Consider the following 18,180-nt stretch of genomic DNA (forward strand, 5'->3'; position numbering starts at 1 on the left):
AGAATAACCGAAAAAGGGAAAACTGTCATGAATATCCGTGAATTCGACCTAATCATCAAAAACGGCACTCTACACTCTTCACAAAAAAGCTGGCAAGAAGATATCGGAATAAAGGACGGTAAGATAGTAAAATTAGCTAAATTTAATGATTCTGATCTAAAAAGCGCTGCCGAAGTTATTGACGCACAGGGACTCGATATTCTTCCAGGACTTATCGATTCACAAGTCCACTTCCGCGAGCCAGGTCTAACACATAAAGAAGATATCGCTCATGGCTCAAAGGCCGCCGTTCTTGGTGGAATTTGTACCTTCTTTGAAATGCCAAATACAAAGCCTGCAACAACAACTATTGAGGCAACCCAAGTTAAAGTTGATATTGCAAAAGAAACTTCATATGCAAATTTTGGCTTCTTCATTGGAGCAAGTGGAAAGAATCTCGACGAGCTTGTAAAGTCACAGGATATGGTTGGATGCTCGGGAGTAAAAATCTTTCTAGGTAGCTCAACAGGTGACCTTCTCCTTTATGATACTGACAAACTAGTTGAAATCTTCAAGACTTTAGACTGCCATATTTCAGTTCATAGTGAGAGTGAGGAAAGGCTTCATGCCAATGTTGCCATCCGTGATAACGCAAATGGAGACGTTCACGCTCATTATAAGTGGCGTGATGCTCAGACGGCCCTTGAATCGACAAAGATGATTATCGAAGTTGCAAAGAAAGCAGGACGTAAGGTTCACATCCTTCACTTAACAACAAAAGATGAAATTGAATTTTTAAAGGATCAAAAAGAGCATTGTACAATTGAGGTCACTCCTCAACACTTAACTCTCTTTGCTCCAGATATCTATGACAAGATCGGAACTCTTGCGCAGATGAATCCACCAATTCGCACAAAGGATCACACAGATGGACTTTGGGAAGGACTTAAAAGCGGTGTGATTGATGTTTTTGGAAGTGATCACGCTCCTCACACTCTAGAAGAAAAAGCTCAACCCTACCCAGCTTCTCCTTCGGGAATGCCTGGTGTGCAAACAATGCTTCCAGTAATGCTTACTCACGTTGAAGCTGGACGACTAACTCTAGAAGATATTGTTAAGTATTTAGCAGAGAATCCGGCCAAACTTTTCAAGCTTAACAAAGGCTTTATTCAAGAAGGAATGGATGGTGATCTGACAATCCTTGATATGAACAAGCGCTTTACTATCAGAAACGAAGACCAGGCATCTAAAGTCGGTTGGACTCCTTTTGATGGAATGGAAGTAAAAGGATGCCCTACTTATACAATCGTTAGCGGACAAGTTGCTATGGAGCATGGAAAGGCCATTAAAGTTCAGGCCCAGCCGATTGTAAGGACAAAGTAAGCGATAACCAAATCTTAACAATTAAGAACTACTCGATTCATTACGAAGTTTGTCATAATAGGATATTATTTAAAATATAGGAATGTAATGAAGAAGAATATCCTTTTTCTATGTACAGGAAACTCGTGTCGCTCGCAAATGGCCGAAGGCTGGGGTAAGGCCCTAAAAGGCGACAAGTTTAACTTCTACTCTGCTGGCACAAAGAAGCATGGGCTTAATCCTTATGCCGTGGCCGTTATGAAAGAAGTTGGTGTCGATATCTCAAATCACGAATCAAATACAACGGACGAAATTGAAGCAAAGATGGATATTGTCATCACAGTTTGTAGTGACGCCAATGAGAACTGTCCCTACTTTCCTGGAGGTAAGATCATTCATATTGGTTTCGATGATCCTCCTCGTCTCACTAAAGACTTTAGCGATGAAGAAGAAATACTTCAGGTTTATCGCCGAGTAAGAGATGAAATTAAATCGATGATAATAAATTTAGAAGAGAGAATATAAGATGGGATTTTTTGAGCGCTACTTAAGTATTTGGGTAACGATTTGTATCGTCGCAGGAATCGTTTTAGGAAAAGTTCTTGGAACATCGATCACAGTTCTAAGTGAGATGAATATTGCCACAGTTAATATCCCTGTTGCTATTCTTGTGTGGCTTATGATTTTTCCGATGATGGTACAAATCGACTTTAATTCCATCGCAGATGTTGGAAAGAACCCAAAAGGTCTAAGCCTAACTCTTATCATCAATTGGCTTATTAAGCCTTTTACTATGGCCTTCTTTGCATGGTTATTCTTCTCAAAAATTTATGCTGCTTACTTAAGTCCAGAGCTTGCACAAGAATATATTGCGGGAGCAATTCTCTTAGGTGCTGCTCCTTGTACGGCCATGGTCTTTGTTTGGTCTTACTTAACAAAAGGTGATCCGGAGTACACACTTGTTCAAGTTGCAATTAATGACCTAATTCTTTTAGTGGCCTTCATCCCTATCGTTCAATTCTTACTAGGTGTCACAAGTATTTCAATTCCATACGATACACTCATAAGTTCAGTCGTGATCTTTGTCGTGATTCCTCTACTTGCAGGTTATATCGCAAATAAAGTCTTGATCAAAAAATTTAGTATGAAATGGTTTAATGAAGTTTTCATGGCCAGACTTAAGCCAATTTCAATTGTGGCCCTTCTTACAACTCTTGTTCTACTCTTTGCTTTTCAAGGCGAGAAGATTTTAGCTAATCCACTTCACATTGTCCTGATAGCAATTCCTCTTACCATTCAGACTTACTTTATCTTCTTTGTCAGTTGGGCAATTGGCCGCAAGATGTGCTTACCACACAATATCTTATCACCTGGTTCAATGATTGGTGCCAGTAACTTTTTTGAACTTGCTGTGGCCGTTGCCATCGCCCTTTTTGGTCTCAACTCAGGAGCGGCCCTAACAACAGTTGTGGGAGTTCTTATTGAAGTTCCAGTCATGCTTAGTCTTGTTAAGATTGCAAATAAATGGCGCTATTAATTTAAGAAAGTAGAGATTTTATTTCTACTTTCACTTCAGTTAAGTCAAGATCATCAATATTAGTCGTATTAACAGTGAGGCTTTTACAATCTAATTCTAACTTTTCAATCTTACCTTTTGAAAGTGAGTCTTTGAATTCATCGAAGTTTAAGTGATCTTGATGCCCTGGATGTCTTTTCCCAGACAAGGACCTAGTCTTAAAACGTTCAAATAAGACGGAGCCATCACACTCACAATATATCGTAAGCACCCTTGCATCATACTTTGAGATAAAGTCTTTTAAAATTGGTGTATCGAATTGATTCGAAAAATTACTTTCTACCAACAAGCTTTTATTGGCATTAAGCTGTGCTTTAATAAAAGAATATAAAATTGGGTAACTTGCTTTTCCAAGTTCTTTTGACCAGGCCCTATCCTTCACTCCCAAGCTATCAAATAGGCTTTCTTTGATTATATCTTTTCCAATCAATGGTAATGAGAACTCTTTTGCGAGTTCTTTTGAAATCGTCGTCTTTCCTGTTGCAGGTAAGCCAGATACGATAATGAGAAGAGGACTATTCATTTTAATTCTCAACAAGCTTGGCAACTCCTACGAGCTTTCCATCATCGTAATAATTTGCCATCTTCATTCCACGATCAATAATGAAGTGAAGGAATGTATTATCGACGATACGAATAACAAATGAACCATCGCTACCTTCTAATATATTGCGATTGCCACCGGTACCGCGAGAGTGAGAGTAATTCTTTCCATCTTCATCATACAAAAGAATCTCTGACTGGCCATCTGTTCCCTTTCCTTCACTATCTTTGAAATATTCAATATTGATGACAATACGGTGGGTTTGACCTTTGTACTTGCCTTCTAAAATTTTAATATTTCCTGCATATGAACCATTCATACGTTTGAATCTTTTTTCATCTTCAATGACTTTAGTTCGCGCTAAATAGACAAGGGGCTCTTTAATGGCCGGGATCGGAGAGAATTTTACATTCTTATATATTGAATCAGCGACTTTTGGTTTTACCTCAGCTTTTTCTTTTTCTCTTCTCCAACGTGATTCATTCTGAAACACAGGCTTATTTTTATTAGGTGCTAATTTTTCTTTTATTGAATTTCGAGCAATAAAGCCCGTTGGATCTTTCATGATCTCATTTACTTCATCTTTATCTACCTTAATTTTTTCAAGACCAAGAGCCGCTAAGAATAAAGTAAAGGCTTGTGCCAAGGCTTCATCCCCGGCCTTATCAATGACAGGAACTTCCTTAATGACTTCAACTTTCTTTTCTTTGATGACTTCGACTTCTTTAATTTGAATTTCAGGATTTGGTGTTTGAGATTTTCCAATAAAAAAACCAACCGTAAGGCTGGCGATGACAGCAATAATTAATGTGTACTTCACTTAATCTTCCTTAATTAAATTAGTTCAGTATGTGGAGTGTTTCCTCTGTTCCATAAGTGCAGTTCTCACAAGTCACCTCTTCATGGATATAGAGGTTGTCGTGATCGGCCAAATGAGTAACAGTGAACTTGGCCCCACATTTAGGGCAACACTCAATCTGTTTTTTGACGTCCTCAATCTCACCAAAGTATCTGATGAAATTTTCGACTCTTAGGGATCTTTCCTTCATATCAAGCTCCTCGTCATATTCCATTTTACCTTATTTAAAAAAAATAAGCTTATTAAATGAGGTTATTTCCCAGAAATCAGTAACTTACGTTCATAAAGAACCTATACAAGTAGTGTATAGCCTTATAATTACTACGGAGTTCGTTTGCCAAAAGTGCTTGAACACGTTAAAACGTGCTATTATTAATGAAACCAAGGGTTGGACCACACCTACCTCTGTATAAGGAACAAAAGGACTCACATGAAAAATATTGAAGCACTTAGAAATAGCCGCGAAGATATCCTTAATTGCCAAATCAAAGATGAAACAGGTTTAAATGACTTTCAAAAGACAGCTAATGAAGTTCATATCGCCATTCCAAAAGTTGGTATTGAAAGATTTCGCATCCCTCTAAATTTTGAACACAGAGATGGAACTGTTAGATCAACAGATGCACAAGCGTCGATGTTCGTATTTCTAGAAGCACATAAGACAGGTGCAAACATGTCTCGCTTCTGTAATATTCTTCAAGCGGAAGGCTTAGAGAAAAATGTTAACAATGAATTCTTTGCGACAGTACTTAGAAGATACCGTACAGATCTTCGCGACTACGATACTGAACCACTAATTCCACAGGCCCACCTAACTCTAGACTTTAACTACCCTGTTAAACAACAGTCACTAAAGTCAGGAAACTGGGGATGGCAATACTATAAAGTATCAATGGAAGGTGTTGAAGGACGTGATGGTATTCCTCTAATCAACCTAACAATGGAATACGAATACTCATCAACTTGTCCATGTTCTCTTTCAATGTCGAAGCAGTACGAAGAACAGTATAGAAATGGAGAGACAACTGAAGGAAGTGGTATTGCTTCTGCTCACTCACAAAGATCTGTAGCGACGATTACTGTAACTTATAAGGCAGAGTCAAAGTTTCACTTAGAAGATTTAGTAGATCTAATGAGAATTGCTCTTCCAACTGAAACTCAGTCTCTTGTTAAGAGACTTGATGAGCAAGCATTTGCTATTCTCAATGGCGATAATCCAATGTTTGTTGAGCACTCAACAAGACGTATCTCAGAAGTTCTAAACTCAGCAGAAGAGATTCTAGACTGGCAAGCAAAGGTTGAGCACTTAGAAAGTCTTCACAGCCACAATGCTGTTGGTTATATCAGAAAAGAAAATCCAAAAATTTAATCATAAAAATAAAGGCCTCTAAATAAGAGGCCTTTATATTTCAAAAAAAATTAATTTTTTTTAAAACTTTTTAAATTTTAGTATTGACAAGTGAGAGTGAAATCCTTATTCTAACTCCACTTCAAATCGGAGGGCGATTAGCTCAGCTGGGAGAGCGCTACCCTTACAAGGTAGATGTCGGCAGTTCGATCCTGTCATCGCCCACCACTTTTTTTGTGGTACATTCAAAAAAAAAATCGGAACTCTAGAGAGTTCTTTTTTTTTGCCTTTTTTCTTCCTTAAATATTCAGCCTCGAAAAATAGATAACCTCATTACTATCGACTTAGTATTTTTACAAAAACAAACTCAATACAATCCATTTGTCTTCTTTCGAGCCAATTTGTCATAAAGAATTTGTCACAATTGGACATTGTCGAACGAAATAACATTCAAACAGAGAAAAAATTTACGGCCAATAATAACTATTTTAATTTTTCCTCATCAAAACAACTAAAAAATATAGAAATTGATAAATCAATTTTTGATAACAAACTAACGGAGGAATTTATGAAAAAAATTATCGCACTTGCTGCTGCACTACTAAGCGTTTCATCTTTTGCACTATCTGCAAACGATTCATGGGATACAATCAGAGCTGAGGTAAAAGCTAACCCAAGCCTAGAAATCTCTTCAGGATACTCAGTATTTGTTGGCCGTATCGTAACTGCGTTTGATGTATGTGTTGACGGTGACAACTTTGTTACACTAAGCCAATACCCAATTTACGAAAGAAAATGGATCGGTGGAAGTAAAGAAGGTGACAGATATAAAGACATCGTAGTTGGTTACGAAACACTAACTTTCCCAATCTCAAGAGAAGTAACAAGAAAAGTATGTCGTGGTAAAGAAGATAGAAACTGTAAAACAGTTACTTCAACTGAAACTCAACAAGTTGTTAGAGATATCACTGTTTCAAAAATCACTCGTGTTGCGGGACGTGACAGAGATGACAAGAAAGTTGAGCTTTTCTCAAAAACTTTCGAAATCCCAGCTTGTCTATAATTTCAAGTATATATAAAGTTTGAGGCCGAGTTTATGCTCGGCCTTTTTTATTTTCTACTGACATCTTTCTTGGATGACAGTTAAAAACCCTACTTCTACTGCCGTTGTCACAAAAAAAATAAATATCCTTTGTGTTTTTTAGACATCTTATTTCATCAAAAATATAACCTCTACATCAAAACAACTTAATTAATTAAAGGCTTCAAACTAAAACTGAATGTCTAATAAACCGGAGGAATTTATGAAAAAAATTATCGCACTTGCTGCTGCACTACTAAGCGTTTCATCTTTTGCACTATCTGCAAACGATTCATGGGATACAATCAAAGCTGAAGTATCTGCTGATTGGGATCTTTCATTCACTGGAACAGCTGTATTCGTTGGACGTCCAGTTAGCGCATTTGATGTATGTCTAGATGGTGACCAATTTGTTACTACTAGAGAATTCCCAATTTACGAAATCGTAAAAGTTGGTAAAGGTCACCCAGAAGCTGATGAAGATGGATATGCATCTGTAATCGTTGGTTACGAAATCCTTTCTTTCCCAACTACTTACACTTCATACAAAGAAGTTTGTAGAAATGATGACAAAAACTGTAAAAGAGTTGCTTATACTGTAAACCAAGATCTTGTTAAGAACGTATCTGTAAAAGAAGTTGTTAGAAGAAATGTTGGTAAAAACGATCGTACGATCGAGAAAACACTATTCTCTAAAGAATATGTAATCCCAGCTTGTAACTAATAAATTCAATAGCTTAAGTATTTCCCTAAGGTACTTAAGCTATACTTTTTATAGTATGAGTAGATAACGGCATCTACTCATGCTATTCAAGCCATCTATGGATAAAATGAACACTCCACAACTATCTCAAGCGCCTCTTGGGCCTATTGAGCAAGTAAGCTTAGACCTAGCTAAAAAGCTAGATGAGTATAAGAGCGTAAAAATTGGAGTTCGTCTTTTATCTGAAAAAACAGGAGTTAGTGAAAGAACACTCTATCGAATCCTGGCCAAAGAGAATAAGCCTACATATCAAACACTTTATAAAATCTATCGAGTCATTCACAACACAAGTAACGAGTCTCTCCTCTTAAATCTTGTTCCAGATGTTATTCGAAAGGAAATTGAAAAGTGTAATCCGAATAAAGTCTCAGAAAAAATACAGTATCACCAAGATATCGAAACTCAAATGAGTTACGATCGTACTTTTGCAGAGATTTATATACTGGCGGCATGTGCACCTATAACAAACGAATTAATTCAATATCGTTACGGAATGAGTGGCATGTTAACAGTGGAAAAGATGCTTGAAATGAAGGCCCTTAGAGTCACAAAGAGTGGTCACTATAGTCTAGGGGAAAACCAAGCTAATTTTAGTGCTAAGACCCTAAAGCGTATGGGTCTATCACTAGTAGAAAAATATAGTAAGGTACAGAATGCAGAATCATATGGTGAAAATATCATCGCATTCTTTGCAGAAGGCTTAAGTGAAGAAGCTTATGATCGATGGCTACAAGTAGATGCAAAGGCATTCGAAGAAAAAGTTGCAATTGCAAATGAAGACAAATCAAAAGGAACAAAGAGGGCCTTTACCTTTATGGTAACGGACACTTTGAATGAAAAATGAAAAATAATATGAAGAACAATATGAAGAAATTTATAGTAATAGTTTCGACTCTTTCGATTTACGCAGGAGTTGGAGGTGTTTCAGGTGGCCCTAAACCAACTAAAGACGACTTCTCAAAGCTTGGACCACAAACTTCGTGGCAAAAAATTATCGATGTCACAAAGAGAAATGATGACGTTAAGCTTGAAGGGACAACTGTTTTTGTATCAAGACCAGTTAGCGCTTTTGAGACATGTATTAATGGAGACGAAATTCAAACAACTAGAAAATTTCCTATCTATAAGACTAAATACGTTGGAAAAAATCAGATGGGAGCCGATAAAGATGGCTTTAAAACTGAACTAGTAGGAAGCAAGTACCTAACATATCCAATTAACTACAAAACACGCGAAAAGGTATGTAATAACCATGGTAAGCGCTGTCGTGAAGTAATGAAAGATGTATCTACTGAGACAATCAAAAACGTTAAAGTAAAGAAAGTAGTAGTCTATAAACCAAATAGTGATCGACCAAGAGAGGTCGAGCAAGACTCTTTTAGCAAGGAATACATCATTCCATATTGCCAGTAAAATTCAGATTAAATAAATAAGAGGGCCGCTAATGCGGCCTTTCTTGTTTTATAAGAGATTGCTAAATCTCAACAAATTTGTCCATTTGTCATGATTAAGGCCACTAATTTGGACAATGTCGGACAAAATTCTCATGTGAATTAGAAAAAATTGTCACCTCATATCAATCAAATTAATTTCATTTCATCAAAACAACATAAAAAAGTATTGAAATTGATAAATCAATTTTTTGATAACAAACAAACGGAGGAATTTATGAAAAAAATTATCGCACTTGCTGCTGCACTACTAAGCGTTTCATCTTTTGCACTATCTGCAAATGATTCATGGGATACAATCAGAGCTGAAGTAAAAGCTAATCCAAGCCTAGAAATCTCTTCAGGATACTCAGTATTTGTTGGTCGTATCGTTACAGCATTTGATGTATGTGTTGACGGTGATAACTTCAATACACTAAGCCAGTACCCAATCTACGAAAGAAAGTGGATCGGTGGAAGCAAAGAAAGTGACAGATACGAAGATATCGTAGTTGGTTACGAGTACCTATCATTCCCAATCTCAAGAGAAGTAACAAGAAAAGTATGTCGTGGTAAAGAAGACAGAAACTGTAAAACAGTTACTTCAACTGAAACTCAACAAGTTGTTAGAGATATCACTGTTTCAAAAATCACTCGTGTTGCGGGACGTGATAGAAATGACAAGAAAGTTGAGCTTTTCTCAAAAACTTTCGAAATCCCAGCTTGTAACTAATTATAAGCCAGGGACTTGGTAAGCGTCTTTCCCTAAGGGACGCTTACTTTATAGAACGATTGGCCGAGGCATTGCTTCGGCCTTTGTAATTTTTACTGCTTAACTGCATAAAATTATGAATAGTGCTAAACTCGCCAAAAAATACTGAGGCATAATGAGAGAAGAGAACTCCAATATAATCAACGAGTTACCAAAGAAGGCATCCCCTACACTTGGTCTCAAAGAGCAAGTAGCTCTAGATTTAGAATCGCATCTAAAGCAATTTAGAAGTGAATCTATTGGTCTTCGTAAACTTTCTGAAAAATCTGGTATTCACCAAAGAACACTTAAGCGTCTTTTGGCCCAAGAAAATAGACCTGGTTATCAAACTCTTGTAAGACTTTATTCTTGCTTAGTTGATAGTCCAAATGGTGGCCTTCTCTTAAAGAACCTTCCTGAAAAAGTTGCTAACGAAATTCAAAAGAAATCTCCTACTTCAACAGCAGGAAAACTTGAATATAGTGAAGAAGCTAACAAGGAAATGCTTTACGATAAAGTTTTTGCTGAGATCTATTGTCTGGCCTCGATGTCTCCTATAACTAGCGAATATATTCAATATCGTTATGGCTTAAGTGGAGCTGAAACTGCAGATCGTATGTTAGACCTTGGCGTTCTCAAGCTTACAAAGACAAATATGTTCACTACTGGTGACAAACAAATTGAATTCTCTCCGAAACTTGTAAAAAGACTTGGACTTAATTTAGTTGAAAAATATGTAAAAACTCAAGATGTCGATCTTGCAGAAAAGAACCTTATTGCATTCTATGCAGAAGGACTAAGTCCTGAAGGATATCGTGCATGGTTAAAAATCGATCAAGAAGCTTTTTACAAGAAGATTGAAGTAACAAAAAAAGAAGGCATGTTAGGTGATATAAAAACATTCACTTTCATGGCCACAGACACAATGAGAAAGGAATAAGGTTTTATAATGAAATCAATAATGACTATATTATTTCTGGCCCTTGCAATTAATGCATTCGCAGGAACAGGCGGAATTAGCGCATTTACTGGAAATAATGGTGGCGTTGATGCTGGTACAGGTGGAATTGTTGGCGGAGTTGATGATTTAAAAGAGTTAAAACAATACGACTGGAAAACGATTAGAAAGTACGTTAAGAAAAACTACGATCTAGAGTTATATGGAGATATTGCTTATGTAGGAAGAAATATTTCTGTATTCGATGTTTGTATTAACAATGATCAAATTCAATCGATTTCAAAGTATCCAGTTTATAAAAGAGTTTGGCTTGGTGGAAGTAAAGAGTCTGATCGCTACAAAGATATCGTTGTAGGAAAAGAAATTCTAACTTACCCTCTAGAAGTCGAAAAAGAAGAGAAGATCTGTTACGGGCGTAAGGATAGAAACTGTCGAATGGTAAAGACTGTTCATAGGCAAAATCCTACTCCAGAGATCGCTCTTAAAAAAGAAGTTAGCCGCAACGGAAGACGCGGTGACAGAGAATACAAAGAGATATTCACAAAAAAATATGACATCCCATATTGTCAGTAGTGTGTGTTAAGCCTAGGCCCTTGCGCCTAGGCTTTTTTCCTGAGTAAGAATCTCTACTTTTATTTGCCCATTAGAAATTTTAAAACGAAGTCCTTTCTTAAACTTCCCTTTAACATTATCTCTTAACAATTCTTTTGTTAGCTCCGTATCACAGCGAAGATCACCAAGAGTACTAATTCCAATAGCATTTTCTGAAGTTACATTTATTTTAACTTCATTAATTTTCGAGAAAACAAATGGTAGTGATTCTATATAAGCAGCAACTTTAACAAGAATATTCTCATCACGAATTAAAATCAAAGCATCATCTTCAGCAAATAGATTTGCATCAAATTCAACACGAGTAAGGGCCATCTCTAATTTATTTAAAAGATTTCCTGCTTCAACTTGTCTTTCAACATATGCCAATTCATCAACAGCTGGCTTAATATTCTCTTTTAAATTCTCTAGCTGTTGTTGCTCATTTAATTGTCTAGTTTTTAAGTCTCTCGCCTGACTTCTAAGAATATCAATTGAACTAACAATCGACTTAGACTTCTCCAGTTCTTCATTATAGCTGATCTCAAGTTGGCTGCACTCATTCTTAAGACTTGAAATTTCTAGAGATAAACCTGATAGTGTATTACGACTTTCTCTATTTGCATCTCGGATCTTAGAGATTTCCTCAGACAATTGATCTTTCTTTAGTAACAGTTCACCTTTAAACTTAGTTGAGTTCTCAATTCCCTCTTCAAGCATCTCTTTTTCAGATATAGCACTACTAAGTTTACTCTCAACTTCACCTAAAAGTGTTTTAGCTACATTTAGCTTATTTTGACGAGTTGAGTGTTCTTTAGTGACAAGCTCTTTTTCAGCTAATTCTTTCTGTAATATGTCTTGTTTTACTTTATGTTCTTCTTCAACAAGCTTAAGTTCATTAACACTTTGCTCGATTTCTGAGTTAAGCTTTACAATATCTGCTTTAGCAATTCGAGTATCATTTTCAAGCTTCTTTGCTTCCTCACTTAGCTGGACTTTGCGTAAGATATTTGATTCTAAATTCTCTTCAATTGTATTAATTTCTTTTTCTAAATCAGACAGTGATACTCTTAAAGAGTAGCAATCATTTTCAACTTTTGTTAATTCCTCATTGCTTACAATTTGCTGATTATTTAAGTCTTTATGTTGTTCCAATAGACTTAATCTAGACTTTTCTAATCTATCTAAAACTATGCCTTGGTCAACAATTGAACTCTCTAACTGCTTAATTGTTTTTTCATCACTTTCAATCATTGCTTCTATCGAAGAGATTTCAGCTTGAAGTTTAGTAGATTTTTCTTGTCTCTGAGATACTTCCAAATTTAATGAAGATAGCTCATCATCAAGCTCTCTCTTTCTTGATAGGGCATTATTGTAAAGATTCGTTTCAGTTTCGATACCTGAATTAAGTTCACTCAACTCAATTTTCATATTCTCTACTAATGATACTTTCTTATTGGCCAATCGCTCATATTTCTTTCGTGAAGATGAGATGGCCTTAAGTCTATCCGTTTTACGAATAACACTGTCCTTAAGGTCTAAAGTTATGGCATCCATCTCTTTTATTTTCAATAGAGCATCGTCGTATGATGTTTGATTAGTTTTTATCTGAAAGTCTAACGCTTTAATCTGACTTTCAAATGTTGATATTTTCGAATCCAATGACTCAATCATTCTTACAGTTTTATTCAATTTATCACATAGACTCTCTGAAATATTATTCAGGCGTTGGTTTTCTTTAGCGAGCTCTTCAATTTCAAGTCCTTTGGCTTCAATTCGATTCTCACCAATTTGAATGCGCCCTTTAAGACTTCCAATTTTTAAAAGTAATTCATTATTAGTATCACTTAATGAATTCTCATCATCAGCAAGTTCTTTAATAAGATTATTTTGGGCTTCACAGTCAGAGTTTAATAACTCATATGCTGCTTGAGACTTTTCAATTTTCACATTTAAAAGTTCAATACTTTTTCTTAAATTATCGGCCTGATCTTGAAGTACTTGCTTTTGGTACTCTACATTTTTTTGCTCTAGACCAAGATCAATTAAAGTTTGTCTTGCTTCAACATCACGTCCATTTAATTCTTGAATCTCAAGACGAATCTCACTTAATTGAGAACTCCCCTCTTCAATTTGTTTTTGAAGCGTGATAATTTTCATCTCACGATTTTCATTATTAAGAATTGCTTTTTGTTTTTTAGTTAAAAGTTCTTCAACACTCGCATCTAAGCGGTCAACTTCGCTCTGATAATTTTGAACACTTTTTTCAAGCGCAAGAGATTGAGTAAGAACAGCATCATGTTCTTTCTTAGTTTTTTTATACTCTCTATCAAGACGATCTATTTCAATTAATGAAATACTTTCTTTTTCTCTAAGCTCATTTATCTGAGCTTCTAATTTCTCAGACTTTGTCGTATTTTCTTCGATCTTATCTTTAAAGTTTTGTGATTCAATTTTAAGAAGTTGAATATCCTGAATTAATTCTTGCTTCTTCTTTTCTCGAGAAGCTATTTCTGATTCGAGGCTAGCAACTATCTCGAGCTCACTCATCTCTTGTGTGCGTAGTGTTTCAGATTCTCTTTCTAGCTTTTTAATATTAGTTTCAACTGCAATAATATCTTGATTTATCTTTGCTTGCTTAGAAGAGATCATTTTAAGATCAAGAATCTGTAATTCTAAATCCTTTTCTAAATTTTGCTTATCTTGTCGAACATCTTTAACTTTAACTGATAATTCTTCTAGTCTTTGAGTTTCCTTATGCTTCTTTTCGACAACCTCTTGAGTTTTTTCAATAAGCTTACTAATTTCAGTATCTAGTTTTATTCTTTCTGATTCTAATTCTGAAATATTCATATCACATTTTTTAATTGTGTTACTATCTTCTTCAATGGACTGTCTTAATTTTGAAATACGCTTATTAGCTTCTTCAATCTCCACCTTCAAGTGAGTACGAGAATCTAGATGATAGGCTTTATCACCGTTAATAACTGATGCCTTATTCTTCAGTGCAAGCTCTTCACCTCTTAAATTACCTAACTCTACTCTAATGCGACCAAGTTCATCTAAGTTTGAGGAATGTGATTTATTAAGATCTGTAATCTTCTTTTTCAACTGAACAATTGAACTTAAAATGAGTTGTTTCTCTTCAACTAGTTCTTTTAAGTTCGATTCCTGGTTATCATTCAATTGTTGAATTTTTACAATTCTCTTTTCTAGGATTTCCTTATCAGCGTGCTCATCAGTTAAAGCACTCTGTAATCTCTTAAGCTCTACTTCAGTTTTTTGAAGCTTTATCTTTTGTAATTCAACTTCTTTTCTTAGAGATTTATTAATCTCTTCATACTCTCCAATTAGCTTCTTCTCTTCACTAACTTGAATATCTAAATTGGCCTGTGTTGTTTTAATATCAACAATAGAGTTTATTTGAGATTGGTTATTTTTAGTTTTACTTTTAAATAGATTCATAAGGTCCTCACTAACCTCTATTTTCTCATTAAAAGCCTTTAAAATAAGCATGTGGCAACTTTTGCGTTGACGCAGACCTAAGTAAAAATATGTTTCGAAGAATCAATAATTTCCCCTCAATCTCTGACAATAATGAACAAGTATACTTCTTGTCTTACCCAATATATGAGTGCATATTGATAGCATGATTTTCTTACTATACTTACTTGTTGGTGCATTTGTTGGAACTCTTTCTGGCCTTTTTGGTATCGGAGGAGGTGTTGTTATTGTCCCTACTCTCTTATTCTTATTTCAAAAACAAGGTTTCTCACCAGATATTAGAATGTATATGGCCCTAGGAACATCGCTTGCGACAATTGTTATCACTGCCGCCTCTTCAACACTTAGACACTATAATATGGGAAATCTACTTACTGATGTAACAAAGAGATTTATTTTACCAATTGTTGTCGGTATCAGTACTGGAGCTTATTTGGTCAATATAGTCGAGGCCCAAACACTTGAGCTCATCTTTATCTGCTACCTTTATCTTGTTTCATTAAAGATGATTTTTTATAAATCTAAAGTGGAAGAGCCAAAAGAAACTTCTAATATGCTTTTTAACTTTACTGGCTTTATTATTGGTCTCAAATCAGCAATCCTTGGAATTGGTGGTGGTACGATAAGTGTTCCATTTCTAACTTGGAGAGGCTACCAAATGAAAAATGCAGTTGCTATCTCGGCTTCAATTGGGGTTCCGATCGCTCTTTTTAGTACTTCATTTTATATTTATAACGGTCTTAGTAAACCTACTCCACAATACTCACTTGGCTATGTTTACTTACCCGCCTTCCTTGGGATCTCAATCGCAAGCTTCTTTTTTACTAAGCTTGGAGCAAGAATATCAAGTGTTGCCAACCAATCAATACTAAAAAAGCTCTTTGCTCTTCTCTTAATCGGAATAGCCCTGAAGAAGACATTGACTTATTTAGGTCACTAAACGTTTAAGCTCTTGTTAATCACTTGTTTTAAACTAATGAAAGATTCTGTTGATTGAATTTCTTTAATCATTTGAATCTTACCGATAAGAAACTCGTGAAAATGATTTATATCCTTAACGATGATCTTCACAATTAGAGCATAATCCCCTGTCGTATAATAAGCTTCAACGATTTCATCCATCTTCTCTAGCTTCTCAATAACCTTGTGAATATCACGTGCATTCACTAGGTGAAGGCCAAGTAAAACAACTACATTATGTCCTAATTTTGTATAATCGACCTTAATTGTACTTCCGACGATTACACCGGCCTCTCTCAGTTTTTCAACTCGTTGATGAATTGTACCGCCGGAAACCCCTATTTTCCTGGCCATTTCAAGAAATGGCATACGGGCATCCTTTTCCATCAATTTGATTATCTTCTTATCAATACTATCAATTTCATAATTATTGGCCATATCTCACCTCTAAAACTATCAATTTATCACCATTTTATAGTATTTATTAAATAACTCATAGTTTTACATGTTCAATATTGAGAATTTATTAAAAAAAGCCGAATATTACTAAAAATATGGAGGTTTTCATGTGCGGATTTAGTGTATTTACGGGAAAAGTTGAAGAAAAAGAATTTGAAGAGAAATTTGATCTAATCTCTCACCGAGGGCCAGATCAAAGAGCAATCCACAAGTTAACAGAAGGAACAATGGGCTTTCATCGTCTAGCAATTATGGACTTAAGTGAAGCCGGCTCACAACCTTTTATCTCAAAATCTAAAACACACCTTGTTTGTAATGGAGAAATCTACAATCACCGCACTTTAAGAACTGACTATATTGACCGCTATGACTTTAAGTCTGATTCAGACTGCGAAGTTATAATTCCAATATTTGAGGAGTATGGCATTGAAAAGCTTCTCACATCACTTGATGGGGAGTTTGCATTTGCAATTGAACAAGATGGTAAATTCTATGCTGGCCGTGATCCAATTGGTATCCGTCCCCTCTTCTATGGATATGGCCTTGAAGATGGAAAGATAGCATTTGCTAGTGAAGTAAAAGCACTACAAGGTCTATGTAAGGACATTAAACCTTTTCCTCCAGGACACTACTATGCTGATGGTGAATTTACACCATACTTTGATGTTCGAAAAATTAAGTCTCGTGCAAAAGAAGATTTAGAACTTGTGTATCAAGGTATTCATGATCACTTAGTTGAAGGAGTAAAAAAACGCCTTGATGCAGATGCACCAGTAGGTTTCCTTCTTTCAGGCGGACTTGATTCGTCACTAGTATGTGCCATTGCGGCCAAACTTAGTGATCGACCTATTAAAACATTTGCCGTTGGAATTGACACAAACCCAATTGATTTAAAGTATGCACGAATTGTTGCAGACTACCTTGGCAGTGAACACCACGAAGTCATCTTTACAAAAGAAGAAGCCTTTGAGCATCTTGGAGAACTTGTTCACAAGCTTGAAACATGGGATATCACGACAATTAGAGCATCTATGGGAATGTCTCTAGTTTGTAAATACATCAAAGAAAAAACTGATGTTAAGGTTGTCCTAACAGGAGAAGTTAGTGATGAGCTCTTTGGCTATAAGTATACTGACTTTGCACCAAGCCCATTAGAGTTTCAAAAAGAAGCACAAAAACGAGTTCACGAATTATATATTTACGATGTTTTAAGAGCTGATCGCTCGATTAGTTCTCACTCACTTGAGGCCCGTGTTCCCTTCAGTGATAAGGCCTTTATCGAGTACGTCATGGGAATCGCTCCTGAGCTTAAAATGAACTGGTCAGGAGAGGGTAAATACCTTCTAAGAAAAGCATTTGACCACAGTGGCTACCTTCCTGATGAAATCCTATGGCGTGAAAAAGCGGCCTTCTCAGACGCTGTTGGGCACGATATGGTGGATTGGCTTAAGGCGCTTGCTGAAGAAAAATATAGTGAAGAAGAGCTATCTAAAGCTAGTGAAAAATACCCATATGCAACTCCATTTACGAAAGAGTCTCTTATGTATCGTGACCTCTTTGAAGGGCACTTTCCAGGGCTTTGCGGCCTTATTACAGACTTTTGGATGCCTAATAAGGAATGGGAGAACTGCCAGGTTGATGATCCATCAGCGCGAGTTTTACCTAACTATGGTGCATCTGGAGAATAAAAAAACACCTCAAAAGAGGTGTTTTTTATTTATTAAGTTTTTCTAAGCTAACACAAATTAATCGATCGCCTTTTTTTGCCTCTTGGCACTCTCCACTTATAGATTTTTCTTTTACTTGATAAGTACAGGCTGAGTTCACTGACTTATCAAGGCAAGCTTTTAACCTAGAACGATAACCGAAATTCTTAGGTAAGCTAAAAGCATTACTAGTGGTCACTAGAGAAATAATAATTAAAAGCTTCTTATTCATATCAACTCCTATTCCACCTATTATACGCGATATTTCGCTATTTCTATAACTTCTTGAAATAAAAAAGGCCCCGCATA

Annotated in this window: 19 protein-coding genes and 1 tRNA gene; 15 read left to right on the top strand and 5 right to left on the bottom strand. The window is 35.9% G+C overall.

Features of this window, described 5'->3' with window-relative positions; translation table 11 throughout:
• Positions 1-27: 27 nt before the first annotated feature.
• The 3 genes from ACMAYL_RS05595 to arsB all read left to right on the top strand — a co-directional run bounded on the left by ACMAYL_RS05595 (position 28) and on the right by arsB (position 2,878).
• Positions 28-1,362 (top strand): dihydroorotase, encoded by a 1,335-nt coding sequence (locus ACMAYL_RS05595; protein WP_103216508.1) that lies wholly within the window; start codon positions 28-30, stop codon positions 1,360-1,362.
• Positions 1,363-1,449: 87 nt separating this feature from the next.
• Entirely contained in the window at positions 1,450-1,866 is a 417-nt protein-coding gene (locus tag ACMAYL_RS05600; RefSeq protein ID WP_412462912.1) for an arsenate reductase ArsC, read from the top strand.
• Position 1,867: 1 nt separating this feature from the next.
• Entirely contained in the window at positions 1,868-2,878 is a 1,011-nt protein-coding gene (arsB, locus tag ACMAYL_RS05605) for an ACR3 family arsenite efflux transporter (RefSeq protein WP_412470851.1), read from the top strand.
• Position 2,879: 1 nt separating this feature from the next.
• On the opposite strand, the gene ACMAYL_RS05610 is transcribed toward arsB, so the two are convergent.
• From ACMAYL_RS05610 to ACMAYL_RS05620, 3 genes are read right to left on the bottom strand one after another with little or no spacing between them, the layout of a single operon-like run.
• Positions 2,880-3,440, bottom strand: coding sequence for an AAA family ATPase (locus ACMAYL_RS05610; protein WP_412470852.1), 561 nt, complete (start codon positions 3,438-3,440; stop codon positions 2,880-2,882).
• Position 3,441: 1 nt separating this feature from the next.
• A complete protein-coding gene (locus tag ACMAYL_RS05615) occupies positions 3,442-4,281 on the bottom strand; it encodes a hypothetical protein (RefSeq protein ID WP_412470853.1) in 840 nt (279 codons plus the stop codon).
• Between the two features lie 19 nt (positions 4,282-4,300).
• Positions 4,301-4,534, bottom strand: coding sequence for a hypothetical protein (locus tag ACMAYL_RS05620; protein ID WP_412462916.1), 234 nt, complete (start codon positions 4,532-4,534; stop codon positions 4,301-4,303).
• Positions 4,535-4,750: 216 nt separating this feature from the next.
• Here ACMAYL_RS05620 and folE2 point away from each other — a divergent pair, with 216 nt between their 5' ends.
• From folE2 to ACMAYL_RS05675, 11 genes are all read left to right on the top strand, one after another.
• Positions 4,751-5,689 (top strand): GTP cyclohydrolase FolE2, encoded by a 939-nt coding sequence (gene folE2, locus ACMAYL_RS05625; protein WP_103216503.1) that lies wholly within the window; start codon positions 4,751-4,753, stop codon positions 5,687-5,689.
• Positions 5,690-5,820: 131 nt separating this feature from the next.
• Positions 5,821-5,896, top strand: a tRNA-Val gene (locus tag ACMAYL_RS05630).
• A 340-nt stretch (positions 5,897-6,236) separates the two neighbouring features.
• The gene (locus ACMAYL_RS05635) at positions 6,237-6,731 is read left to right on the top strand and encodes a hypothetical protein (protein ID WP_146037747.1); all 495 of its coding nucleotides are present in this window, start codon (positions 6,237-6,239) and stop codon (positions 6,729-6,731) included.
• A gap of 241 nt (positions 6,732-6,972) precedes the next feature.
• On the top strand, positions 6,973-7,473 hold the full coding sequence (locus ACMAYL_RS05640; protein WP_103216501.1) for a hypothetical protein: 501 nt from the start codon (positions 6,973-6,975) through the stop codon (positions 7,471-7,473).
• A 97-nt stretch (positions 7,474-7,570) separates the two neighbouring features.
• Positions 7,571-8,356, top strand: coding sequence for a helix-turn-helix domain-containing protein (locus ACMAYL_RS05645; RefSeq protein WP_146037746.1), 786 nt, complete (start codon positions 7,571-7,573; stop codon positions 8,354-8,356).
• A gap of 20 nt (positions 8,357-8,376) precedes the next feature.
• Positions 8,377-8,925, top strand: coding sequence for a hypothetical protein (locus tag ACMAYL_RS05650; RefSeq protein ID WP_412469850.1), 549 nt, complete (start codon positions 8,377-8,379; stop codon positions 8,923-8,925).
• Between the two features lie 255 nt (positions 8,926-9,180).
• Entirely contained in the window at positions 9,181-9,675 is a 495-nt protein-coding gene (locus ACMAYL_RS05655; protein ID WP_412470854.1) for a hypothetical protein, read from the top strand.
• Positions 9,676-9,829: 154 nt separating this feature from the next.
• Entirely contained in the window at positions 9,830-10,633 is an 804-nt protein-coding gene (locus ACMAYL_RS05660) for a hypothetical protein (protein WP_103216497.1), read from the top strand.
• A 21-nt stretch (positions 10,634-10,654) separates the two neighbouring features.
• Positions 10,655-11,224, top strand: coding sequence for a hypothetical protein (locus ACMAYL_RS05665; RefSeq protein WP_412469851.1), 570 nt, complete (start codon positions 10,655-10,657; stop codon positions 11,222-11,224).
• Positions 11,225-13,974: 2,750 nt separating this feature from the next.
• Positions 13,975-14,037 (top strand): CRISPR-associated protein Cas5, encoded by a 63-nt coding sequence (cas5, locus tag ACMAYL_RS05670; protein WP_393022204.1) that lies wholly within the window; start codon positions 13,975-13,977, stop codon positions 14,035-14,037.
• Between the two features lie 854 nt (positions 14,038-14,891).
• Positions 14,892-15,686, top strand: a complete 795-nt coding sequence (locus ACMAYL_RS05675; RefSeq protein ID WP_392991042.1) for a sulfite exporter TauE/SafE family protein — start codon at positions 14,892-14,894, stop codon at positions 15,684-15,686.
• Here ACMAYL_RS05675 and ACMAYL_RS05680 read toward each other — a convergent pair.
• Positions 15,683-16,144 (bottom strand): Lrp/AsnC ligand binding domain-containing protein, encoded by a 462-nt coding sequence (locus ACMAYL_RS05680; protein WP_103216493.1) that lies wholly within the window; start codon positions 16,142-16,144, stop codon positions 15,683-15,685. The genes ACMAYL_RS05675 and ACMAYL_RS05680 overlap by 4 nt on opposite strands.
• A 128-nt stretch (positions 16,145-16,272) precedes the next feature.
• On the opposite strand from ACMAYL_RS05680, the gene asnB reads away from it, so the two are divergent.
• A complete protein-coding gene (gene asnB, locus ACMAYL_RS05685; RefSeq protein ID WP_412462919.1) occupies positions 16,273-17,853 on the top strand; it encodes an asparagine synthase B in 1,581 nt (526 codons plus the stop codon).
• A 25-nt stretch (positions 17,854-17,878) separates the two neighbouring features.
• On the opposite strand, the gene ACMAYL_RS05690 is transcribed toward asnB, so the two are convergent.
• Positions 17,879-18,103, bottom strand: a complete 225-nt coding sequence (locus tag ACMAYL_RS05690) for a hypothetical protein (protein WP_392991034.1) — start codon at positions 18,101-18,103, stop codon at positions 17,879-17,881.
• Positions 18,104-18,180 lie beyond the last annotated feature (77 nt).

Origin of the sequence: Halobacteriovorax sp. RT-2-4 (assembly GCF_047085445.1) — a bacterium.
GTDB lineage: Bacteria > Bdellovibrionota > Bacteriovoracia > Bacteriovoracales > Bacteriovoracaceae > Halobacteriovorax_A.

What these genes read in the sequence shown, in the direction of transcription:
- ACMAYL_RS05595 (WP_103216508.1), top strand. Translation starts at nt 28, where the DNA reads ATGAATATCCGTGAATTCGACCTAATCATCAAAAACGGCACTCTACAC.
- ACMAYL_RS05600 (WP_412462912.1), top strand. Translation starts at nt 1,450, where the DNA reads ATGAAGAAGAATATCCTTTTTCTATGTACAGGAAACTCGTGTCGCTCG.
- arsB (WP_412470851.1), top strand. Translation starts at nt 1,868, where the DNA reads ATGGGATTTTTTGAGCGCTACTTAAGTATTTGGGTAACGATTTGTATC.
- ACMAYL_RS05610 (WP_412470852.1), bottom strand. Translation starts at nt 3,440, where the DNA reads ATGAATAGTCCTCTTCTCATTATCGTATCTGGCTTACCTGCAACAGGA.
- ACMAYL_RS05620 (WP_412462916.1), bottom strand. Translation starts at nt 4,534, where the DNA reads ATGGAATATGACGAGGAGCTTGATATGAAGGAAAGATCCCTAAGAGTC.
- folE2 (WP_103216503.1), top strand. Translation starts at nt 4,751, where the DNA reads ATGAAAAATATTGAAGCACTTAGAAATAGCCGCGAAGATATCCTTAAT.
- ACMAYL_RS05635 (WP_146037747.1), top strand. Translation starts at nt 6,237, where the DNA reads ATGAAAAAAATTATCGCACTTGCTGCTGCACTACTAAGCGTTTCATCT.
- ACMAYL_RS05640 (WP_103216501.1), top strand. Translation starts at nt 6,973, where the DNA reads ATGAAAAAAATTATCGCACTTGCTGCTGCACTACTAAGCGTTTCATCT.
- ACMAYL_RS05645 (WP_146037746.1), top strand. Translation starts at nt 7,571, where the DNA reads ATGGATAAAATGAACACTCCACAACTATCTCAAGCGCCTCTTGGGCCT.
- ACMAYL_RS05650 (WP_412469850.1), top strand. Translation starts at nt 8,377, where the DNA reads ATGAAGAAATTTATAGTAATAGTTTCGACTCTTTCGATTTACGCAGGA.
- ACMAYL_RS05655 (WP_412470854.1), top strand. Translation starts at nt 9,181, where the DNA reads ATGAAAAAAATTATCGCACTTGCTGCTGCACTACTAAGCGTTTCATCT.
- ACMAYL_RS05660 (WP_103216497.1), top strand. Translation starts at nt 9,830, where the DNA reads ATGAGAGAAGAGAACTCCAATATAATCAACGAGTTACCAAAGAAGGCA.
- ACMAYL_RS05665 (WP_412469851.1), top strand. Translation starts at nt 10,655, where the DNA reads ATGACTATATTATTTCTGGCCCTTGCAATTAATGCATTCGCAGGAACA.
- ACMAYL_RS05675 (WP_392991042.1), top strand. Translation starts at nt 14,892, where the DNA reads ATGATTTTCTTACTATACTTACTTGTTGGTGCATTTGTTGGAACTCTT.
- ACMAYL_RS05680 (WP_103216493.1), bottom strand. Translation starts at nt 16,144, where the DNA reads ATGGCCAATAATTATGAAATTGATAGTATTGATAAGAAGATAATCAAA.
- asnB (WP_412462919.1), top strand. Translation starts at nt 16,273, where the DNA reads ATGTGCGGATTTAGTGTATTTACGGGAAAAGTTGAAGAAAAAGAATTT.
- ACMAYL_RS05690 (WP_392991034.1), bottom strand. Translation starts at nt 18,103, where the DNA reads ATGAATAAGAAGCTTTTAATTATTATTTCTCTAGTGACCACTAGTAAT.